The 22,484-nt window shown below is 41.0% G+C and carries 16 protein-coding genes; 8 read left to right on the top strand and 8 right to left on the bottom strand.

What is annotated here, in order from left to right:
• Nucleotides 1–37 precede the first annotated feature (37 nt).
• From GARC_RS22170 to GARC_RS22155, 4 genes are all read left to right on the top strand, one after another.
• Entirely contained in the window at nt 38–1,657 is a 1,620-nt protein-coding gene (locus tag GARC_RS22170) for a glucoamylase family protein (RefSeq protein ID WP_226989276.1), read from the top strand.
• Nucleotides 1,658–1,696: 39 nt separating this feature from the next.
• Nucleotides 1,697–4,015: a beta-glucosidase BglX gene (gene bglX, locus GARC_RS22165; protein ID WP_007624714.1), complete on the top strand. Its 2,319-nt coding sequence runs from the start codon at nt 1,697–1,699 to the stop codon at nt 4,013–4,015.
• A gap of 306 nt (nt 4,016–4,321) precedes the next feature.
• Entirely contained in the window at nt 4,322–6,472 is a 2,151-nt protein-coding gene (locus tag GARC_RS22160; RefSeq protein WP_007624711.1) for an acetyl-CoA hydrolase/transferase C-terminal domain-containing protein, read from the top strand.
• 452 nt (nt 6,473–6,924) lie between these two features.
• On the top strand, nt 6,925–7,818 hold the full coding sequence (locus GARC_RS22155) for a DMT family transporter (protein ID WP_007624710.1): 894 nt from the start codon (nt 6,925–6,927) through the stop codon (nt 7,816–7,818).
• Nucleotides 7,819–8,037: 219 nt separating this feature from the next.
• On the opposite strand, the gene GARC_RS22150 is transcribed toward GARC_RS22155, so the two are convergent.
• The 3 genes from GARC_RS22150 to GARC_RS27070 all read right to left on the bottom strand — a co-directional run bounded on the left by GARC_RS22150 (nt 8,038) and on the right by GARC_RS27070 (nt 9,565).
• Complete coding sequence (locus GARC_RS22150) at nt 8,038–8,643, bottom strand: outer membrane beta-barrel protein (RefSeq protein ID WP_007624709.1); 606 nt, start codon at nt 8,641–8,643, stop codon at nt 8,038–8,040.
• Nucleotides 8,644–8,839: 196 nt separating this feature from the next.
• Nucleotides 8,840–9,289, bottom strand: a complete 450-nt coding sequence (locus GARC_RS22145) for a nuclear transport factor 2 family protein (RefSeq protein ID WP_007624708.1) — start codon at nt 9,287–9,289, stop codon at nt 8,840–8,842.
• Between the two features lie 105 nt (nt 9,290–9,394).
• The gene (locus tag GARC_RS27070; protein WP_162832684.1) at nt 9,395–9,565 is read right to left on the bottom strand and encodes a hypothetical protein; all 171 of its coding nucleotides are present in this window, start codon (nt 9,563–9,565) and stop codon (nt 9,395–9,397) included.
• Between the two features lie 614 nt (nt 9,566–10,179).
• Between GARC_RS27070 and GARC_RS22140 the strand changes: the two genes are divergently transcribed.
• A complete protein-coding gene (locus tag GARC_RS22140; protein ID WP_007624704.1) occupies nt 10,180–11,403 on the top strand; it encodes an apyrase in 1,224 nt (407 codons plus the stop codon).
• A 585-nt stretch (nt 11,404–11,988) separates the two neighbouring features.
• Here GARC_RS22140 and GARC_RS22135 read toward each other — a convergent pair.
• From GARC_RS22135 to GARC_RS22120, 4 genes are all read right to left on the bottom strand, one after another.
• Nucleotides 11,989–13,062 carry a hypothetical protein gene (locus tag GARC_RS22135; protein ID WP_007624698.1) on the bottom strand — a complete coding sequence of 358 codons (1,074 nt, stop codon included), beginning with the start codon at nt 13,060–13,062 and terminating at the stop codon, nt 11,989–11,991.
• 221 nt (nt 13,063–13,283) lie between these two features.
• Nucleotides 13,284–14,186, bottom strand: a complete 903-nt coding sequence (locus GARC_RS22130; protein ID WP_007624696.1) for an SAM hydrolase/SAM-dependent halogenase family protein — start codon at nt 14,184–14,186, stop codon at nt 13,284–13,286.
• 14 nt (nt 14,187–14,200) lie between these two features.
• Nucleotides 14,201–16,612: a TonB-dependent receptor plug domain-containing protein gene (locus tag GARC_RS22125; RefSeq protein WP_007624694.1), complete on the bottom strand. Its 2,412-nt coding sequence runs from the start codon at nt 16,610–16,612 to the stop codon at nt 14,201–14,203.
• Nucleotides 16,613–17,275: 663 nt separating this feature from the next.
• Nucleotides 17,276–18,100, bottom strand: a complete 825-nt coding sequence (locus tag GARC_RS22120) for a helix-turn-helix transcriptional regulator (RefSeq protein ID WP_007624692.1) — start codon at nt 18,098–18,100, stop codon at nt 17,276–17,278.
• Nucleotides 18,101–18,289: 189 nt separating this feature from the next.
• Here GARC_RS22120 and GARC_RS22115 point away from each other — a divergent pair, with 189 nt between their 5' ends.
• From GARC_RS22115 to GARC_RS22105, 3 genes are all read left to right on the top strand, one after another.
• Nucleotides 18,290–19,000 (top strand): phytanoyl-CoA dioxygenase family protein, encoded by a 711-nt coding sequence (locus GARC_RS22115; RefSeq protein ID WP_007624689.1) that lies wholly within the window; start codon nt 18,290–18,292, stop codon nt 18,998–19,000.
• Between the two features lie 98 nt (nt 19,001–19,098).
• Complete coding sequence (locus tag GARC_RS22110; RefSeq protein WP_007624687.1) at nt 19,099–20,100, top strand: Gfo/Idh/MocA family protein; 1,002 nt, start codon at nt 19,099–19,101, stop codon at nt 20,098–20,100.
• Between the two features lie 188 nt (nt 20,101–20,288).
• Complete coding sequence (locus GARC_RS22105) at nt 20,289–21,080, top strand: SDR family oxidoreductase (RefSeq protein WP_007624685.1); 792 nt, start codon at nt 20,289–20,291, stop codon at nt 21,078–21,080.
• A 312-nt stretch (nt 21,081–21,392) separates the two neighbouring features.
• Here the strand turns inward: GARC_RS22105 and GARC_RS22100 are convergent, their stop codons facing one another.
• A complete protein-coding gene (locus GARC_RS22100) occupies nt 21,393–22,262 on the bottom strand; it encodes an EamA family transporter (protein ID WP_007624681.1) in 870 nt (289 codons plus the stop codon).
• Nucleotides 22,263–22,484 lie beyond the last annotated feature (222 nt).

Here is a 22,484-nt window from a genome sequence, read left to right as displayed (position 1 = left end):
AGTTAGGCTTGTTGTTATATGGAGACTACAAGTCCAAATGAGAGTTACGAGAAACCACTCTGTGTTTGTCGGTATTTTTCTTTTATTAATATCGATGATTGCCAACATTGCTGCAGCCACAACCTCGCCTGTATTAAACGGCAAGGCTTATGATCAACACGTAGAACTGCATTGGGATACAACCCACAATAAAGACGCTACCTATAAAATATATGTCTCGGTATCTGGAAAAGCATGGCAACTGCGACACACCACTCAAGCCACAAGAATATTGGATTTTGTCGGTGAGCTAGGTAGTAATTTGTCGTTAAAATACAAATTAACCCAAGTGCAAAGTGATAACGAAGTTGAACTAGCTAAAATTAGTTTACACACCCATACCTTTTCTGACGACGAACTATTGGAAATGGTACAAGCCTATACCTATCGTTATTTCTGGCCAAATGACAACACCGCGACAGGTTGGGCAAAAGAGCGGATCCCCAATGGCGATGGCGATATTGTCACCTCTGGAGGGACGGGGTTTGGCATTTTGGCGCTCATAACCGGAGCCGAGCGTGGTTGGGCAACCCGTGAGCAAACTGTCAAACAACTACTCAGATTAACCGATTCATTAAAAACTGCCGAAACCTTTCACGGCATGTGGGCCCATTGGTATAAAAACTCAGAAGTGTTTCATTTCAGTCAATACGATGATGGAGGTGATATTGTTGAATCGGCATTTTTAATCCAAGGCTTACTGACAGCTCGGCAATATTTTTCACAAGATAACCAAGCAGAAAAACGTTTAAGAACTGAGATTACACAACTATGGCAAAACATGGAGTGGGATTGGTATACCCGTTATGAACTCGGAGAAGCTGAAAACGTATTAACCTGGCACTGGTCAAAAAATCATGGCTGGAAAATGGATCATCGCATTCGCGGTTATAACGAGGCATTAATTGTTTATATATTGGCTGCCGCTTCGCCCACCCACAGTGTTGCTGCTGAGGTTTATCACCAAGGTTGGGCAGCAGGTGAAACCGGTCACAAAACCTTTGAAAATGGCAAAGAATTTTATGGTTATCCACTTCCACTAGGGCCATCCAAAGAATTAGGTGGGCCACTGTTTTTTGCTCATTATTCCTATCTTGCTTTAGATCCTCGGGGTTTACAGGATCGTTATGCTGATTATTGGCAGCAAAACAAAAACCATAGCTTAATCAATCGCGCCTATGCCATTGAGAACAGCAAAAATTGGCAAGGTTACGGAGAAGATTTTTGGGGCATAACCGCTGGTGATATGTTACCCGATGGCTACATGGCGCACTCTCCTGGCGAAAAAGACACAGGCACAATCAATCCTACCGCCGCACTTTCATCCATACCATATACACCTAAAGAGTCGATTAAAGTGCTCAGGAACTTGTACTACCAACACGGCAAGGAAGCCTTTGGCATGATGGGGTTTTATGACGCTATCAATTTTTCGGTTAGTGACAATGCTGAGCAACAGGTCAGAAAAACCTATCTGGCCATAGATCAGGGTCCCATAGTGGCCATGATTGAAAATTATCGCTCGGGATTATTATGGAAGTATTTTATGCGAGACCCTGATATCCAACGAGGCTTAGCAAAATTAGAATTTACTGTAGACACTGAATTAGCCCAATAACACTTTCTTTTTACTTAATTATAAGCAGCAGATGACTTCATGAAAAAATATTTATTGGCAACCGCAATCGCCACCACCTTTGTCCTAACGGCCTGTAATTTACAGACCGACCAACCGCTTATGAATGCGGAAAAAACAAACACTCAAGCACCTATTTCGCAAACTATTTGGCACGATGATAAAGCACAAATGGATGCATTTATTACTGAGCTAATGGCTAAAATGACCCTCGAAGAAAAGGTTGGTCAAATGACTCTTTTTTCGAGTGATTGGGATGTGACAGGGCCGTCACTGCGAGGCGATTATCAAGAAAAAATCAAAGAAGGTAAAGTGGGCGCAGTGTTTAATGCCTTTACCGCAAAATACACTAAACAATTACAAAAAATTGCCGTTGAAGAAACCCGATTAGGTATTCCGTTGTTATTCGGTTACGACGTAATACATGGTCATCGCACAATTTTTCCTATTTCTTTAGGCGAATCGGCCAGTTGGGATCTTGACGCTATTAAGTTGGCAGCAGAAGTTGCCGCAGCTGAAGCAGCTGCTGAAGGTATTCATTGGACCTTTGCACCTATGGTTGACGTTGCCCGAGATCCTCGTTGGGGCAGAATCTCTGAGGGTTCGGGTGAAGATGTGTATTTAACCACGGCTATTGCCCGTGCCCGGGTACAAGGTTTCCAAGGCGATGACTTATCACAACCCCATACCATTCTTGCTACGGCTAAACATTTCGCGGCCTATGGACAAGGTCAGGCTGGCAGAGATTATCACACCACTGATATGTCAGATCGTGAATTACGGGACACCTATTTACCACCGTTTAAAGCGGCCGTTGATGCTGGTGTCACGAGTTTTATGACATCTTTCAATGAACTCAATGGGGTGCCCGCCTCAGCCAATAAATATTTACTGACAGATATATTGCGTGACGAATGGAGCTTTGAAGGCTTTGTGGTGACTGATTATACCTCCATCAATGAAATGGTTAAGCACGGTTTTGCCCGGGATAATGACCATGCTGGAGAATTGGCAGTAAAAGCAGGGGTTGATATGGACATGCAAGGCTCAGTGTATTTTGACTACTTGGCCAATCAAGTTACCCAGGGAAAAGTGTCTCCACAACAGATAGACAACGCGGCTCGTCGCATACTTGAAATGAAATATCGCTTAGGATTATTTGAAGACCCCTATAGGTATTCAAATGAAGAGCGCGAAGCTCAGGAAATCTATAAAGAATATAACCTGCAAGCGGCTCAAGACGTGGCCCGTAAATCTATGGTGTTACTCAAAAATGAAAATCAACAACTACCCTTAAGTAAAAGTGATTTGACCATAGCAGTGATAGGGCCATTGGCTGACAGCAAAGAAGACCTGATTGGTAGTTGGTCTGCTGCTGGTGATCGCTATGAAAAACCCATCACCCTATTGACAGGAATAAAAGCCAAGGTCGCTGACCCGTCTAAAGTGCTTTATGCCAAGGGAGCCAGTTACGAGTTTAGTCATCAAGACAATTCTGGATTTGAAGCGGCAATAGCCATAGCCAAAAAAGCCGACGTTATTGTACTGGCCATGGGTGAAAAATGGGATATGACCGGCGAAGCAACCAGCCGCACTAGCCTAGACTTTCCAGGTAATCAGCTAGCACTTATGCAACAGTTAAAAAAACTGGCGAAACCTATGGTATTGGTATTGATGAACGGTCGCCCTATGACAATTGAATGGGCAGACCAAAATGTGGACGCTATTTTGGAAGCTTGGTATCCCGGAACTATGGGCGGACCAGCCATCGCAGATGTACTCTTTGGTGACTATAATCCTTCAGGCAAACTACCTGTTACCTTTCCACGTAATGTGGGTCAAATCCCCCTATATTACAACATGAAAAATACCGGTCGCCCCTATAGCAAAGACAACGCGGAACAGAAGTATGTGTCACGTTATATTGATTCGCTCAATACACCACTTTATCATTTTGGCCACGGTTTAAGTTATACCACTTTTGACTACTCTAAGATCAGCTTAAACAAAGCAGTTATTACCGCCAAAGAAAAACTCACTGCGAGCATAGATGTCACTAACTCTGGCAACTATGACGGTGAAGAAGTTGTGCAATTGTATATACGGGATCGCATTGGTTCGGTAACTCGTCCTGTAAAACAGTTGAAAGGATTTAAGAAAATATTTTTACATAAAGGTGAAACAAAAACGGTTAGTTTCTCCATTAGCACCGAAGATTTAGCTTTTCACCGTCAGGATATGAGTTTTGGCGCAGAAGCAGGTGAGTTTGACCTATTTATCGGTACTAGCTCGGATAAGGTTCAAAGCAGTGAATTTACCTTAAGTGGCAGTGTCGATTGATAAGTGATTAACTGAGTTAGATAAGTTCAGTGATTAATAGGCAGGTATAGGTGTTGAATTTTGTTCATCTACCAGTTTGGCAGGCTTAGCCAGCCGCCAAACTAATTTAGACGAAGTAGATGCTTGTGATTTCATCGACTCTGATCACATTCATTACCGTGCCGGCCAATTCATTGGCTAACCTATGAATTAGTATCACCAGATTTTTTAAATTTTCCACCAAGTGATGTTTGCCTAAAATCAATTAAAATGTCTCTCTAGTGAGCTGTATTTTTGGTTACAATGTTCTTTCAATTAAGGAATAACATGACATCAGTCACAACTAAATTTTCAGATACAGTCACTTTGCTTGAAAGCAAATTGGGTGATAATTGGATCATCGGAACGCCATTGGGTATAGGCAAGCCCAACCCCATGATTAATCACCTGTACCAACATGCCAAAAGCAGTAAACAACTGAAGATGGAGATTTTCACCGCTTTGTCATTGGAAGTGCCCCATGGTGACTCATTATTAGAACAACGCTTTTTACAAAGTTTCAATCAACGTTTTTTTGGCCAATACCCTGAGCTAAGTTACATCGATGATGTAAAACACGATCGTGTGCCTGAAAATATCACGGTACGTGAGTTTTATATGCAATCTGGAAAAATGTTGCATGCCAGTACAGCACAAAAGAATTACGTCAGTAGCAACTACACCCATGTTGCTCGCGACATGGTGGACAGAAATGTAAACATCATCTTGCAGATGGTCGCCGTTAAACGAAATGAATCAACCACAGAGTATTCTTTGAGTTGTAACCCTGATCTAACCTTGGATATTTTGAAAACTGCACAGCGTGAAGGGAAACCTCGACCAGTGGTAATAGCCTTGGTAAATGAACATTTGCCGTTTATGGGCGGACAGGCGTTGGTAAACGCTGAGTTTTTTGATTTGATCCATGACCATGATAAAGATTATTTTGAGCCCTTTGCTACGCCGGCTCAACCCATCAATGTGACGGATTACAGTATTGGTTTGTTGGTCAGCACCTTGATTAAAGACGGCGGCACCTTGCAGATTGGCATTGGCTCTTTGGCCGATGCCATGGTGTATTGCACAGCGTTACGGCATCAGCACAACACTCAATACAAAGCATTATTGGATAAAAGTAACATAATCAATAATTACAACACCTTAATAGAAAAAACGGGTGGCACTGGAACGTTTAAACAAGGTTTATATGGTGCCAGTGAGATGTTCGTCGAAGGTTTTGTGCATTTGTATGAAGCTCATATATTACGCAGAAAGGTATATCCTGATGCTCAAATACAAGCCTTATTGAACAACAAAAAAATCACTGAACAAATTAGGCCAGGCCTGATAAAAAACTTGCTTGAGTGGCATGTCATAGATGAAGTCATCACCGCCAGAACCTTTATAAGATTGCAGTCTTTGGGCATATTTAAAGCAGAATTAACATTTAAAAAAGGCCGCATCACGGATAGTTCAGGACGTGAGTATTCTACTAATTTAGATGAAAAAACTAATCTGGCAGCCATTGAACAAAACTGCTTGGGTAAGAGCCTGCATCATGGCGTGGTGTTACATGCCGCATTTTATATGGGATCAAAGCGCTTCTATCAGTGGTTACATGCCTTGATTGATGAGAAAAAATCTTTATTTCAAATGACAGCCGTGAGTCAAATAAATGAACTCTATGGTGGTGAAGCATTAGATCGGGTACAAAGGGTCAAAGCCAGATTCATCAATACTTGTATGAAGGTCGATGTACTGGGTGCGGCGGCGTCTGACGCCCTAGAAAACCACCAGGTGGTGAGCGGTGTCGGCGGACAATACAATTTTGTGGCCATGGCTCATGCTTTAGATGACAGCCGTTCTATATTAATGCTGCGCAGTGTGCATAGCGGTAAAAACAAAGTTGAATCCAATGTAGTTTGGAAATATGGCTACTGCACTATTCCCCGCCACCTTCGAGATATTGTGGTAACTGAATATGGTATGGCAGATCTCAGAGGACAATCCGATGAAGTGTGCATTCAAAGAATGATTTGTATTGCAGATAGTCGTTTTCAAGAAGATTTACGGAAACAGGCTGTGAGCCATAAAAAACTGTCTGCCAGTTGGCAAGTCCCCGTTGCATTTACCAGCAACACCCCAGAAATGCTTGCCCAGCAATTTAAATCAGTTAAAGATCAGGGCTATTTTCCCACCTATCCTTATGGTGAAGATTTTACTGCTGATGAAAAAACCATTATTAACGCATTACAATGGTTGAAGTCCAATACCAGTAATAAATACACCACCTTACTGATCTTAATTAAAGCGCAATTTGTTAAGGCGGGAGGAAAGGAACAAGCCTATTTGAAAATGATGAAGCTTGAAAGCTGCAGCACTCTAAAAGAAAAGCTCTACGCTAAATTGTTTATCTATGCATTGAGACAGCCAAGTTAATATCTTCAATTTGTATAAAATCACAATAGCGCCAATCCAATAAAGATTGGCGCTATTTAACCTGATGTGATGGTTATTTAACAAAACAACAGTGTTAATTTATTAAAATTAACCACTGACTCTCCAATGTGAGATAAATTGCTCGGAAGTTTGATAAAGAAACCAATTAAAAAGGGACTTAAACGATATGCAGGAGAATTACTAAAGTGCTAGAAATAGCATAAAGGCATGCCTAATCGGGCACATCATCCATGATGAATATGACATAATATGCCCCCACGCCAATCTCCCTTTTTTTGCTCCCACAAAACAAAGCAATAGAATAATCACCTCTGCTCCGAAAAAATCTATTCCCAGAGTAATTCGTTGGCGATTGGGAATTTAAAAGGCAAATTGTGATGGGCAACTTAATAGTTTTTTGATGATTTTGATTTTTATATTTGGAAGTAGTAGTGAGTAATTTGAGAAGTAGTTTGTTTATGGTGTTGGCGATGGCAGCTTTTGCACTAGAAGATATGTTTATAAAATCAACCGCTGCTTTAGTACCTGTAGGTGAAATTCTATTATTGTTTGGTCTTGGAGGAACACTTGCTTTTATTGTAATGACTCTGAGTCGTGGCCAAGCTATTTTTCATCCAAAGATTATTTCTCAACCCGTCCTATTACGAATTGTTTTTGAGGTAATTGGACGATTATTTTATACCTTAGCTATTGTTTATACCCCCTTATCTAGTGCCTCCGCAATTTTGCAAGCAACACCATTAGTTGTGGTTATGGGAGCCGCTTTATTTTTGGGTGAGCGTGTTGGTTGGCAACGATGGTGCGCAATATCAATTGGTTTTATAGGAGTGTTAGTTATTATAAGACCAGGCCTTGAAAGTTTCGAAATATCGTCGCTATTGGGGATTATTGGAATGCTCGGTTTTGCTGGGCGAGACTTAGCAACACGTGCCGCCTCCCCTGTTTTATCGCATTTACAATTGGGTATTTATGGTTTCTTTATCTTAATCCCAACAGGCTTATTTATGCTGTATTTTAATATTGGCTCTGATGGCAACGATTTGACTAATCAAGGCTTTATTTGGCCGGATATCATGTCTAATCTGCAAATTTTGGCAGCGACAACCTTTGGGGTTACCGCTTATTATTGGTTAACAATCGCGATGCGTAATGGTGATGTTTCTGTTGTTGCCCCATTTAGATATACAAGGATCGTATTCGCACTAATTATTGGGGCAACTATCTTTAACGAAAGACCTGATAACTTAACCTTATTTGGCATAGTGATTATTGTCGCAAGTGGCCTGTATACCTTGTTTCGTAACAAACACACTAGCAGCAAATAAATTTTCGAGAACAGAACAAGGTTAATTCAGTTTTTGCGCCATTGTTGTTTCCTTGCTGATACTAAAGAATGCAACCCCCCTGCCTCTTAGTGAAGTCAGCCTACCTTTAAATCTATTAGAAATTAACAAGACATCAGCCTTGTTAATGGCTGCCTGCAATGGCCAGAAATAAAGTCACCTTGTGTTTTTAACTAATACAATCGATAGATTACGAATTAACTAAAAGTTATAATTAATGCCTACGGCGAAAACTGTTGAGTCCAGGTCACCCATATTATATTTTTCAAACCCCGCATTCATGCCAATGCCCATATCCCACTCATATTGCCATCCAACGGCTAAATAGGATCCAATACCGCTATCATCAAACAAGGTTCTGTTATAACGACTCAATTCATAATCATAGAATTGAGCGCCAATTTTAGCGTAAAGACCATTGCGTTTAGTAAGCGGGATGACCCCTTTAATCGCTGTAACTAAATTAGAATATTCAACTTCATCGATACCTAAGCCAAATAGCGAATCTTCATTATTTGTTGAACAGTGCCAATCATCATGTCTGTCTTCATAACATTCCCAGTCATCAACATCGGCGCCTATATTTAAACCCACTTCAAGTGATATATTTTCTGTAAAAGCATAGTTGTAAAAACCATAGACCTGAACCACACCATCCCCATCGTAACTTGAATTGTTAAATTCAATACCACCTGAAGCAACATGACCGCCAAAGCTGTGTGGGTTAGCAGGTGTTCTAGCAATAGAGCTAACTGAAAATATTGATATAAAAGCAAATAATAATGGAAGTGGTAATTTTCTAACCATGTGTTGATCCTCTTAACTATGATAAAAACGAATTTTAATGGCTATAATTTACAGTAAAGAAACTTAACTAATAGTAGAATTTTGTCTAGTAAATGTAAGGTTTTGTAATAATAATCCATTACCCAAATGTAACTTAGAGAGTAAATATGATGTCATCGTTTTGCTTCTTTAAAATAATCCGCAATGAGTATATCTATTAGGGCCGTATACCTGTGTATTGTGCATTATAGAATAACCAACTGCCGTGCGTTTTCTTTAAAGTAAAGGATACCCTCATGGAGAATTTCCGTTCGCTATTTGGGATAATGAACGTTTCTTTTGCGATTACAAACGCATATTTTCCATCAATTTTCGTTTCTAATTCACTGATCTCAATTTTTGGACTATTTTGCCCTTTCACTTTATGAGACTTATCATAGAAGCTCAAAACCTCTTTTCTATGATCAACCTCACCCGCTGGTGAAATTTCCACATAGTCGCTATGCAATAGTTCTGATAGTGCGGCGCTATCAAAATCGCGCTGAGCCGCCACCAACTTATCGACCAATAAATGAAACTCAGAAAGATTATCTTTAGGAGCAGCATGACTTAATAATGGCAAGAATAGCGAGACGAAAAGTCCAATTTTCACAAGTATTTTAAACATGTATTCACCTTTGATTGATTAATAAGATATCGTTTTAAATTGCCAACTATGTGCCTCAGAAAACACATAGATTTATCAATAACACTTGTTATCACTTTGCTTTGCTTAGGAAAGGAATTTACGAGAGGATTTAAATATACCAATCCAAAAAGCAAGTTCTAACAAAACCCCTAAGGTGATAAACGCAATGGCACTGAGCGTACTGCCAACAAACACACAAACTAGTGCTAAACAACATAGCGCGCCAAACATTAAATATTGACCCATTTTCGTCATAATTCCTGTCCTCGTTATTTTTGGATAAACCATTAATGTATAGACTTGCCGAATGTAACTCAGTTAATAAGTCGGGCGAACTGTGAAGTATATATTGCTGGCAACCTTTACTTCACAGAACTGCTAACGCCACATTAATCATGTTTTTATATATCAGGATTCTATTTAAACCAGAATAAGGGGATACCGTTTAAATGAAACTATTTTGATGTCTTAAAGGAGATGTTATTCGTAACAAAGAGTAACCGGCTCTCACAGAATGAGTCAAAATCCAGTACGGCTAGGAAGTGGAAATGTTTAAAACGATCCGCAGCTAATTACAAAACATCCATTTTTAATTTCGAATGAATTAGGATGAGTGTATTATTAAATATTCAGAGCTTAAACCCTATGTCACTTTGACTTAGCTCTATTTGCACAGGGAATATAGACATAAGTAATGGTGAAGCACCCCAAAAAAATGGATAGGTTTTGTTCTCGCAGGTCTAATGGTTACTTTTCAACTAAGCTGACAACCCTCTTTCCAGCTAACAGGCCTTTGTATACGTGGATATATCAGGAATATTTGAAGGCACTTAGTGTACGGTTATTTTCAGAATTTAAAGGATGATTTTTTGATCAAAATAATGAACAAGATAGCTCTGGTAGCCTTTGGTATTTTAACCTTGGTCAGTTGTAAAACTACCCATGTAATCCCAAGTCAAAATGCCTGTTATATTATGTTCGATGCGGGTAGTAGTGGTACTCGCTTGTATATATATGAACAATCAGGCTCACAACTGATAAAACATCTAGGTCCAAAGGTTGCTGCACTTGCTGATCCAGTGCGCAGTAACCAAGGTAAAATACCAGCTGATATCGATGCAGTCACCGACGAAGTGGTTGCGACTTTAGATTTGATCAAAACCGATGGGGCGTTAGAAAACGGTATGCCCAAATGGCAAGGTTTTGATTGGAGCAGCCAGTGTAAAGTGGTTTCGGCAAAAGTTTATGCCACTGGAGGTATGCGAATTTCTGAACAAGAAAATGCAACTGAAAGTATGCTTTTGTGGCAAAGCTTACAACCTAAGCTAGCAGCTAAAGTTGGGCCTAAAGTAATTGTAGACACAAGGACTATCACTGGATATGAAGAAGGTCTCTTTGCTTGGTTAAGTGTTAAAGGCGATAACCCAGCAAGCGATTTTGGCATAGTTGAAATGGGGGGAGCATCATCACAAGTCACCTTCCCATGCGCAGATTGTGATCCTACAAACGATGCAGTCAATACCATTAATTTAGATGGCAAAGCGCTACAGATTTATAGTTATTCGTTTCTAGGCTTAGGTCAAGATGAAGCCCCCTATGCCTTACCGACTCCCTTTGTTGATCCCGTCCCAGCTAATTGTGCGTTTGGTGTAGCAACCACTCAGACCGATTGGACTGAAGCTAAATGTGCGGATGATATTTTGATAACCTCAGCAGGATCTGCAACAGAGATCCGAGATCCCTACAATTATACCGCGGCAGGAATAAAAGGAAGTACGAACACACTTCCAACCTCACAAAAAAACATCCCCCAATGGTCATTAACCGGGGCTTTCAATTATACCAAAGATACAGACATCAATAATTGTTGTGTCAACAAAAGTGGCTTATGTTACAACCCTGCAACCGCTTGTTTTACGCCTATCTACCTGAAAAAATATTTAAAGACGCTTAATATATTACCCGAGAAAAGGGTTAAAAATGACGTCAGTTGGACTCTAGGCGCGGTGATCTGTGAAATCAAAAACTGTCTGGCCGATAGTGTTACCGATCCGGTTTGCCGCTGGACTGCTACGGGTTGTTTAAGCCACTAACAAATGAATAAAAACCTTCACCACCGAGAATGGTGATTTAGTGGTAGTGAAAAAAATTTTGAACCACGGAGGGCACAGAGAACACAGAGGAAAAAACATTTAGATCTTAACAATCTAATCGCTTTTCTCTGTGTAGCGCAGCGCTCTGTGCCCTCTGTGGTGAATTAGCTTTAAAAGCAAAAGATATTGAACCACTGAGGGCGCAGAGAACACAGAGGAAAGAAGGGATTTAAATCAAACGACCAAAATAATTGAGTAGTTAACTTACTAGAATTTTAAATTTTAACTTAACAATCTAATCGCTTTTCTCTGTGTAGCGCAGCGCTCTGTATCCCTGTGGTGAATTAGCTTTAAAAGCAAAAGATATTGAACCACTGAGGGCGCAGAGGAATAGATCAAAAAAGAATACCTGTGGGGCTGTGGCCACTTGCAGATGTGAGTGATAACGGCTGACTTATCGGTAGTCCCGCAGGTACTTTATTCATAACACTTTTTACCTTACTTGGGTTTCTAAATAAAAAGTGCCTACATATTTCAAGGAATATAAAAATAGGCACTGTAGTATTTCCCTACAATGCTTTTTAATTACATACACGCCATGCGAGAATAATAGAAATAATGTAATGAATCTTCCATAGATCCTGTTGCAACAGTCCACACATGCCCAGGAATAAAATTCCACGTTAGCACACATGGTTGCTCTTCAAACACCCAAGTTTCTTTTCCATCTATAGTACCATCATCATCTAGATCGAAATGGACTTCTTCAATATAGCCATCCTCATGGTAAATTAGATCGTATCTTTCTCCAACGCTACCATCACCATGATGATTAAATTTTCGAATGAAACTGTCGACTTTATCACCATCGAAAAAGTTTTCCCAATAATGAGTCAGCTTAACAACAGGGTTGGCTAAAGTGGTATTAAATTCGCCTTCAGTAATGGATTTCATTTTTCCATCACTTGTATAGGTATATCTACTGCCACTAAATTGAGTCGCGTCTGCCTCTGTTCCATTTTTTGATTCAATAACTCTATTATTTGCATCATAAACATAAACGGTAGAACGGTCATAACCTGCACCATTTTGCGTCGAACTTGTCAGTTTTGTCCCATCATATTCCAATGAGGTATTTACAATCGTGCCATATTCGACTATTTCAGATTCTATAGCTGACAACAGGTTATCTGAATTATAGACATCCCAATGATTAGTAGTAGTTACGCTATTGGATCCAGAAATTGTAGTTTCAACTCTTTGAGTAACAGTTTTTACCTGACCATCTGTAGAGTTTTCATATGTGATGGTTGTTTCATCTAGCATTTTTGATTTTGTGGAGTCTTTGCCTGTGCCTTCAGCCCATACCCAGACTTTGTCCAATTCATCGTCACCATCGTAAATAATTTTGTGATTGATCAATCGGCCTATTGAATCATATTCAAATTCCATACGTCCGTCTTCATTACCATTATTGTCATAGTCTCCAATTATGGTGACTAAGCGATAACTTTTAGACGATGGATTATCGGTGCCGGAAGAGCCCGTGTCGATGTTTGTATTTGAAGAGCTGTTTTCATCGGAAGAACTGGAAGAATCACCTCCCCCACACCCCAATAATGAAAAAGTAAAAATAATAATCGCAAATATACGTAACATTTTTTTCTATCCTTGTATTAGCTACTAAATCACCAATTTAGATTAATTAATGAGCAAGTCAAGGGAGAGTGTCAGTTTTATGCGACACATTTGGGGAAACTAAGATCAGGTTGGGAGTAACATCACGTTTAAGAAATTTAGGGTTCAGCCTAGAACTCAAAACAATAAAAAAGGGCCAACAAGTGTTGACCCTTTTGCCAGTAAAGATGTTGAAACAATGATTAATTACATTGTTTAAATTCTACTTCCCATGCAGCACCTGAAGCAATGTTGTGCGCTTTAGCAAAGTTGGCTTGGTTAAATGCGATCGACACATTGAGTAGGCTATTTACATAAACTAATGGCTCACCAACGGCCACTTCACCAAAAGAGGCGATATAGGGGAGTTGCGTGTCTAACACTGTTTTACCCTTATTTTGTACTTTCACACATACAGTATCATTTAGCTTAATCCCTGCCTCAGCCAGTTTATCTTGATGAATGTTGGTCCAAACGTTACCAAATTGTGGGTCTAAAATGGGGATATTGCCACTGATCACACCGTCTTTAACACTTGCATGTTGATAGTCAATTGCAATCACTTCATTGGGTAGTTTAGGGCCAACTTGCTCAAAGGTAATCACCCCTGCCGCAAGCTTTGCACCTGTATAAGCGTAGACATCACGACCATGAAAAGTATAGGACTGCCCAGAGCCTGCTAAACGATTCACTTTTTCATCAATTTCACGCACTTCACTAATGCCTTGATGCTCTGCCACCATAGTTAATGTGCCGTTATCAGGCGTGACAAAGTAATAGCCAGCTTTGGTTTTTAACACCACAGACTTACGTTTAGTGCCAACCCCAGGGTCAACTACTGAAACGAAGACTGTGCCAACCGGCCAATATGATGATGATTGGTGTAAACGGTATGATGCTTCCCATACATTATAAGTGGGTACTTCATGGGTTAAGTCATAAATAGGCAGGCGTTTATCAACACCTACCGCAACACCTTTCATGGCAGAAACAGCGCCATCTTTGTCGCCAAAATCAGATTGAAAAACCAGAGCCGAATCGGCAAAACTCAGTTGTGCAAAGCTCACAGTTAAAACTAAAGTGAGTATCGTTTTAATAAATTTCATTAATATTCCTTGGATTAAAATGTATAACTAGTACGGGCATAAATATAACGACCATTCATGCCTAATGGCGGAATGATATCGTATGGAAAGTTACCAAAATAGGCGATGTCTTCGATGGACTCATCGGGATATTCATCTAATAAATTATTGGCCCCAATCGCAAAGGACAAACCATTTTCAAAGACATAATTGACATCTAAATCTATCGACAAATTCCCTGAATAGGTTTGTTCTGGTTCATAGCCGTCCCCAAAATCAAACACTCGAGTGGTTTTTCCGTAACGTGTGGCTCGGGTCATTACCGACCATGCGCCAGATGACCATTGCCCTGCTAAGATCATTTTATTATCAGGTGCCACGGTTTCTAAGGTATTTATTTCTTCCACATTAATCACGCTGTCATTGGTGATTTCAGTGTCATTTTTATTGTACGCAAAGCTGAAATCAAACGCATTCCAAGTGTATTGCATAACTAAGTCCAAACCCTTAGTGCGGGTATCAACATTGTTGCTGAAAAATTGCACACCGTTAATACCAGGGTGATTACTTGCCTCAGGCATATCACTAACAGCCACACCGTTTTGGTCAACAAATAAACCTTCACTTAATGTAATTCTGTCATCAATGTCGATTCGGTAAAAATCTAAAGTGATATTCAGGCCCATATCCAAATTCGCAGACAGACCCACACTAATGTTGTCTGAATCTTCTGGGTTTAACGCTTCTGCACCTAATGCAAGTGCCAGTGAATCAGTCGCTGGCAATATAGCAAAAGTAGATAACGCGCCCATTTCACCAAAGTCAGTGGATGTGGCTTGATAGTTATTTTGAATTAAAGATGGCGCTCTAAACCCAGTGCTTAAGGCCGTGCGCAAGGCAATATTATCAGTAATAGCATAACGAGCTGTTAGTTTGCTCACCAGAGTATCACCGAAGTCGCTGTAGTCTTCATAACGCACTGCTGTGCCAACTAACAGCTCATCAGTGATTTCAAATTCAATATCGACATATACACTAATTGCATCACGATCCACATCAATCGCATCTTCTGGGCGTAATCCTTGGATCCCTTGTGAACCAGGTGCTGCACCTAAGTTACTACCTAGTGCATAGGATGCTTCATCACCTTGGGTTGTTTTATAGTTTTCGTTGCGGTACTCCACACCCAATGCAAGGGCAACCGGCACATCGGCCAGTGATAAGGACTTAGTGACATCAAAGTTAAGCAGTACTTGGTCGTATGCAAAATTACCAATATGAAAACTAGTTGGGCTGTTGACGCCTATTGACGCATTCAGTGAATTCTCAACATCGAGCTCAAATTCATTGGCGCCATAGTTAACACTTGCATCCCAGTACCAGTCATCACCACCTTTAACACCAAATACTAAAGATGTATCAGTGGTTTTGCCGACACTTTGTGGGATATAACCATTAGGGTAAATCTCTACCACGTTATCGTAAGTATTATGCGGATAACGATAGAAGTTAGAGCCCCTAGCTTCGCGTTCACTTAAATTAGCAAAACCATACAATTCGATGGACTCGTTTAAGGTTTTTCCCATATTAGCAAATAAGCTGAAGCCTTCTTCATCTGGGTCGCCCACAGTGTAATTTTTGTTGCCTACTGCCGCGTCAAAGCTTGCGCCTGACCAGGACCACTCAGGATCCATTTCCCAACCAGGCACTTGGTCAAAGCCAGCTCTGTTGGTGGCATTACGTGTACGATATTGTACAGTTGCATTAATAAAACCGTCATCACCTAGACTAAAGCCTGCATTGGCTGTAGCTAAAACGGTTTCACCATCCTTGAGATGTTCATCGGTAGGATCGAAGTTAGTATTATGCTCACCGTAAGTCAGTGAGACCTTGCCGCCCTCGTTAGCATCTTTTAATACAATATTAATAACACCAGCAATAGCGTCCGAGCCATATTGCGCCGCAGCGCCATCACGCAGCACTTCAATGCGTTTAATCGCGCTCATGGGTATGCTGTTTAAATCAACAGGGGCACTGCCACGACCGGTTTTACCCACAGTATTCAATATTGCTGTGGTATGACGGCGCTTACCATTAATTAGCACTAGCGTGTGATCAGGGCTTAAACCGCGTAATTGTGCAGGACGCACTATATCGGCAGTATCAGAATTCGATTGTCGAGGAAAATTAAATGACGGCACTAGATTATGTAATAGTTGGCTTAATTCACCGCCCATGGAACCCGATTTTTCTAAACTCTCGGCGTCAAATATATCAATAGGCACAGGACTCTCATGGACACTGCGCGGCGCAACTCGAGAGCCTACCACCGCTATTTTTTCCATTTCTTGTGCAGTATTGTCGTTTTCTGCGGAAAATGCAGATTGACTCGCTAGTGCAGCACCTATGGCTGTGACTAGTGCTGTCATAGCTATTTTATGACTCATATCTTTTCCTTGTTAGTGTTCAATGTGTTGAGTTATATACCTAACCTCTAAGTAACTATCTGATACTTAGTACTTTTATTATAAAAATGCGTATCCTCACGCTCGACCCTTGTCGCTTCGAGTAATAAGTTATTCGGCAAGCTTAACAGCAGCAAGCCTAACTGGACATTTATGCAACCAGTATAAATGGACAGTTTTCACTAATGTAACCCTAAGTTCTCTGTAATTAGATGTTTTTGGCAGTTGTGTGCAGCCAATTAAAACTGCCACAGACCTTATATGACGGGCTATAGAAGCAGCATTCCAGTTTCTATATAATTGGCATAAATTAGTAGTAAATCATATAAATTAGCTAGACAGGCACGATAAAAAAGCTGAAGCATTACAATAAAAATCCTGAGCATAACTACAACAATTATATGACGCTATAAAAAGCAGAGTTAGTAACATAAAGAACGATTACCTGCGTACTGATTTAGTTGGCCACTTCACTTAAATGTTTTCTTTGACCCAAGATATTTTAAAGTTTAATAGAACATTCCATTTATCCAATTCAACAGTTTTCAACGATCCTGTCCGCCCTTGAACTTCTATCTTTGGTGTAAAATAATGGCAAAGAAAATTGCTTATGATCCATTAGGAAATACATAACTGTGCTGTTGTTTATGTTCGATATTGTTTCGGAGATTGTCCTACCGACTTATTGAAACGCTTAGAGAAATTACTGACCTCTTGATAACCCACTCTCTCGGCAATATGCGAGATGGAAAAATCACTGTGACGCAGTAGGTATTTTGCTCGTTCCATGCGTAAAAAGATAACCTGCTGCATTGGGCTTCGGCCGTATTGCAGCTGACATAACCTGTGCAAATGGGGTGCTGAATAATACGCCAAAGTGCATAATTGCTCGATACTCCATGCTGATTGCAACCGCTGTTCAACATGCAGAAACACAACCTCTAAGCGGTGTTGTCCTTGGCTAGAGGTGACCAAAGGCTTCAAACTTTCATTCAGATAATGCACTAACTGGCTTAAACATCCCGCTCGCAATAATTGACTGGGTTCATGATAAATAAGGCTGAGTGCATGATACATAGACTGACACTGCTGGTTTGGCTGATTCAATGGCTGGTATTCACATAAGTTACGCCAATGCGCCGTATCATTTACGTTAAACCACACTAACTTCCACTTTTGGCTATTGAGAGTCATATTAAAAGGCACCCCGGCTGGTAATGTCGTAAGGGTTTGTTTTTCAATTATCTCTGTGCCGTAAGGTGTTGTTACCTGGCCGGTGCCTTCAATTGTGTACAGCAATGTATGATTGTTAGGGTTCACTCGCTCAAGACAAAAGGATCCCAACATGGTCGATATCCCAGACATCTGAATACCTAGGTCTTCTATTTCCGGCACTCGCTTAGTGTCTACAAATAGTTCCTGACATTTAGAACCAAGCTCCAAACGGTCTTGCCATTGTTTTTGTAACATTACTAGCACCTAAAAAAGCAACCCACCACCACAGCAAATGATAGCAATGGATAACTTATTGATACTATTACACCTAACTATTCAAGACCATGCAATTTATCATAGTTATCCGTATCGAGTGTTATGGCACTACTATTTTGACCAAGACAAGCATGAATACTAGTCTGTATCAATGAACAGGATTTAGAAATGAATATAGAATTATTGGCAAAACAATTTTGGGAACAAGGCTATATAAGCATTGACGGTTTTTTTGAAAATGCGTTAATGGATAACTATCAGACCCAAATTATAGAGCACTTTGGTGACGACCCAGAATTTCAGCACAACGAAGAATTTTTGAAGAAATCGAATACCGATGTCATCCCCTGGTTTCCGCAAAAGGAAGGCAAAGATCAATTTGATATTGTTGAAAAAGATCAGCGATTTATCGCCTTAACCGAAGCGATACTCGGCAGCGGTTGGTGTAGTTTATACAGTATGGTTATGTTCAGTAAAAAAGGATCACAAGGACAAGCTTGGCACCAAGACTGCCCTCCCGAAGATAAACAGCAATTTAATCTAAATCGTTTGGTTTATACCATGGATATTGACGAAAATACTGGCGGCCAAACACTGGTTGTGCCCGGCACTCACAAAGGTGGTGCAATTAGCGTCGGCGATGTTAATGAAGAGCTACCAGAACAATGCGTATTAAGTCCCAAAAAAGGCACGCTGGTTTTGTTACACGGCCACACTTGGCATCGTGTATTACCCATAAACAGCACATACCGTGTATCAACAAATTACCGATGCTGCCCGGCCAACACGCCGAGTAACATTACCGATACTTGTGTCTATAGAAATATGCGATACCACTTTCCCACAAGCACAGTAACTAAGGATAGAACGATAGAGTAGCCAAGGACTATCTCCTAGGCGGAACGCTCAGTGCAAACACATAAATTTCCAAACACTTGTCGACAACAAATTGATTTAGGTAATGCAGCCAGAACATTATGAATAATATAAATAATCTGAATAATATAGACAGTACAAATCCGACCATTCGCTGGGGCATTGTGGGTGCAGGTCGTATTGCAAAAACCTTTGCTAACGATATCCAGCTCGCAGAACATGCAACATTGGCTGCGGTAGCGTCTCGTAATCTAGACTCTGCCCAAGCTTTTGCAAACGAATGTTCGATCGAAACCGCCTATGGATCCTATGCTGAGCTATTCGCGTCCCCCGAGATTGATGCTGTTTATATCGCAACACCTCACACCCACCACAAAGAACAATCAATCGCAGCACTGCGCGCAGGCAAACACGTGTTATGCGAAAAACCTGCAACCATCACTCCTCAAGAGCTAGAAGAGGTACTGACAGTAGCCAAGGCAGAAGGCCGCTACTTTATGGAAGGCATGTGGACCTACTTCCTGCCGGTCATATTAAAAGCACAACAATGGATACAACAAGGTCGCATTGGTACATTACGCCACGTTAGAGCAGACTTTGGATTTCACTTGCCGTATAACCCAGACCTCAGAGAATACGACAAAAACCTAGCTGGAGGTTGCCTATTTGATATGGGAATATACCCTATCGCAATGGCGTGGTTATTTTTAAAACAAGATCCTGACAGCCAAAACGTATGGCATCACAACGCCGAAAATGGCGTTGAAGATGATATTGCTGTGTTTAATTCATATAATAAAAATACCGCTACCGCACAGTTAAGTGCCTCATTCCGCCGTAAATTACCAAATTACCTAACACTTATTGGAGACAAGGGACTTATTTCCATATCTGATTACTGGGGGGCACGAGACGCCAAACTGTATGAACAAGAACAATGTATTGATACCTATACTGAGTCGCGATCTTGCCAAGGTTTTAATCACCAAATTGAGTATGTGAGTCTAGAATTACTCTCAGGAAAATTACAACCCAAACGCGTTAGTTGGGATGACAGCCGCGCATTTCAACGACATATAGCCACAATCAAAAAAAGTTACTGAGACACACAGCCTATCCGATACAGCAGAGCATGGTTGAGAAGATACTGACTTTAAACACCTGTGAGGTCATCCCCCCACTATGTCGAAGCCAATGCTTCCTCTGCTACCAATAGATTTTTTAGCTGTTGATAAGCTGCATAAAATATCAGATAGTGCCTACCTAAGTTAACACAATCATTGGGTGAAATATGGCAGTTGTATGGATTACCGGAGCGTCTTCTGGTATCGGTGAAGCGCTTGCAAAACAATATGCCAGACAAGGCGCAAAATTAGTTTTATCTGCTAGGCGAGTCCCCGAACTTGAGCAGGTAAAACAAGCCTGTATTGAATTAGGTTGTGCCGACAGTAATGTGTTTGTGTTGCCCCTAGATTTGCTAAAAGTAGACATCATGCCAGCTCAAGTTGAGCTTGTGTTAGCAGAATTTGGTCGTATAGATGTGCTGATTAATAATGCTGGGATTTCTCAACGTTCGCTGTGTATTGATACTGAACTAAGTACCTATCGCACCCTGTTTGAAGTAGATGTGTTTGGTCAAATTGCCTTAACCAAGGCGGTATTGCCGATTATGCTTAAACAGGGCTCGGGACACATAGCGGTGACCTCAAGCGTAGCGGGTAAAGTTGGCGTGAAGTTACGCAGCGGTTATTGCGCAGCTAAACATGCAGTAATGGGGTTCTTTGATGCATTACGAGCAGAGGTTGCCGAAAATAACATTCAAGTAAGTACTATTACGCCGGGATTTATAAAAACCGATGTGTCGATTAACGCTATCACCAGCAATGGCGATAAATTTGGCATAGAAGACGATGATATTAAAAATGGGATGGATGTTGACCAATGCGCCCAAGTCATTGTTAATAAAATGAATAAAGGGGTGAAAGAAATTGTAGTGGGTAAAGGATTATCGATTTTTATACTCACCCTAAAGCGTTACGCGCCTAATCTGGTATTTAACCTAGTAGCCAAAAGAAAAATATAACAGCGAATAAAAACCGGAGCACGCTGCGCGTCATCGTCCTGATGGTTTTTATCTCGAATCCCTTCGAACCAGTTACTTCTTTTTATTAAATGCGTCCATGCAGTTAATCTTACCGGCCAGCTAAAGCTGTTCCATATTTATCCCGTAAATATGGAACAGCCAAAAGAAGTAACCAAGAAAAGCCGCTCGCTGCTAAAGTTCCTAATTGCGGAAAAAGCAGTGGCTGAGCCACAAAAATTTCAGCGACTTTGACTCATTTATCCGTTTCAACGAACTTGGCCCATCGATTATAAAGGAAGATTAGAAACGGGGTTACACCCCCATCTCGATGGCTTTTTTAGGCGTAAAACTACTACCTATTGAAGCGATAATGACTAAACCAATTGCAGCCCACTGTAGCAAGGTCAGTTGCTCACTTAAAATAACAAGACCAGCCAAGGCCGCAATCGCTGGCTCTAAACTCATCAGCACGCTAAAGGTCTGTGTTGGCATATTTCTAAGGGCTACCATTTCCAAGGAGTAAGGCAAAGCACTGGATAACACCCCCACCAATAACCCAAGGGGTAAAACCTCCCAGCTAATTAACGCTAAGCCTTGGCTCACTGCGCCAATTGGCACAATCACTATGGCAGCCACTGTCATGCCTAGCGCCACTGTAATGCCACCTGATGCTTGTTTGCCAGTGCGAGTCCCAAACAAGATATAACCGGCCCAGCATCCACCAGCCCCTAATGCCATTAAGGCACCAGTAAGATCCAGCCCTTGTGCGCTAGCTAAATCAGGCAGTAGCATAAAAATCCCAGCTATGGCTAAAGCAACCCAGAGCAGATCGCTTTTTCGCTTAGACCCAAATAAAGCCACGGCTAAAGGGCCGGTAAATTCAAGAGCCACGGCTATTCCTAAAGGAATGCGCTCAATAGCTAGGTAAAACAGAATATTCATCCCACCTAAACACAGGCCGTAAATAATAATACTCTGCCAATCTCGCCCCTGAGGTAATGCTCGCCATGGGCGATACACTAACCAAAGTACGGCAGCGGAAAAACCTAAACGCAATGCAGTGGTGCCTTCCGGCCCAACCAAAGGAAAAAGTTGTTTTGCTAAAGACGCGCCGATTTGAATTGTCACCATAGCTAATAAAATACTGCCCACGGCAGTCAGCAGTACACGATTAATTTGCATCTAAAATACGTCCCCCAAAAAATGAATAAGCTAAGCGGCGGCATTCTACCTGAGGCAACTCAAACCCGGCAGACATTATTACTGATAATTGCGCGCTTAAGTTGATTTAAAAAAGTGACTTGCCCCCCTGCTTTTATATTTTGTAAAACATCTCAACCAACTTTGCCGTTACTGTATAATCAACAACTTCCCCTCTTTCAACCACCCAATATTCCAAGCATT

Source organism: Paraglaciecola arctica BSs20135 (genome assembly GCF_000314995.1).
Lineage (GTDB): Bacteria > Pseudomonadota > Gammaproteobacteria > Enterobacterales > Alteromonadaceae > Paraglaciecola > Paraglaciecola arctica.
Note: the sequence above shows the minus strand (reverse complement) of the source record. Positions and strands in the feature narration are given on the sequence as shown.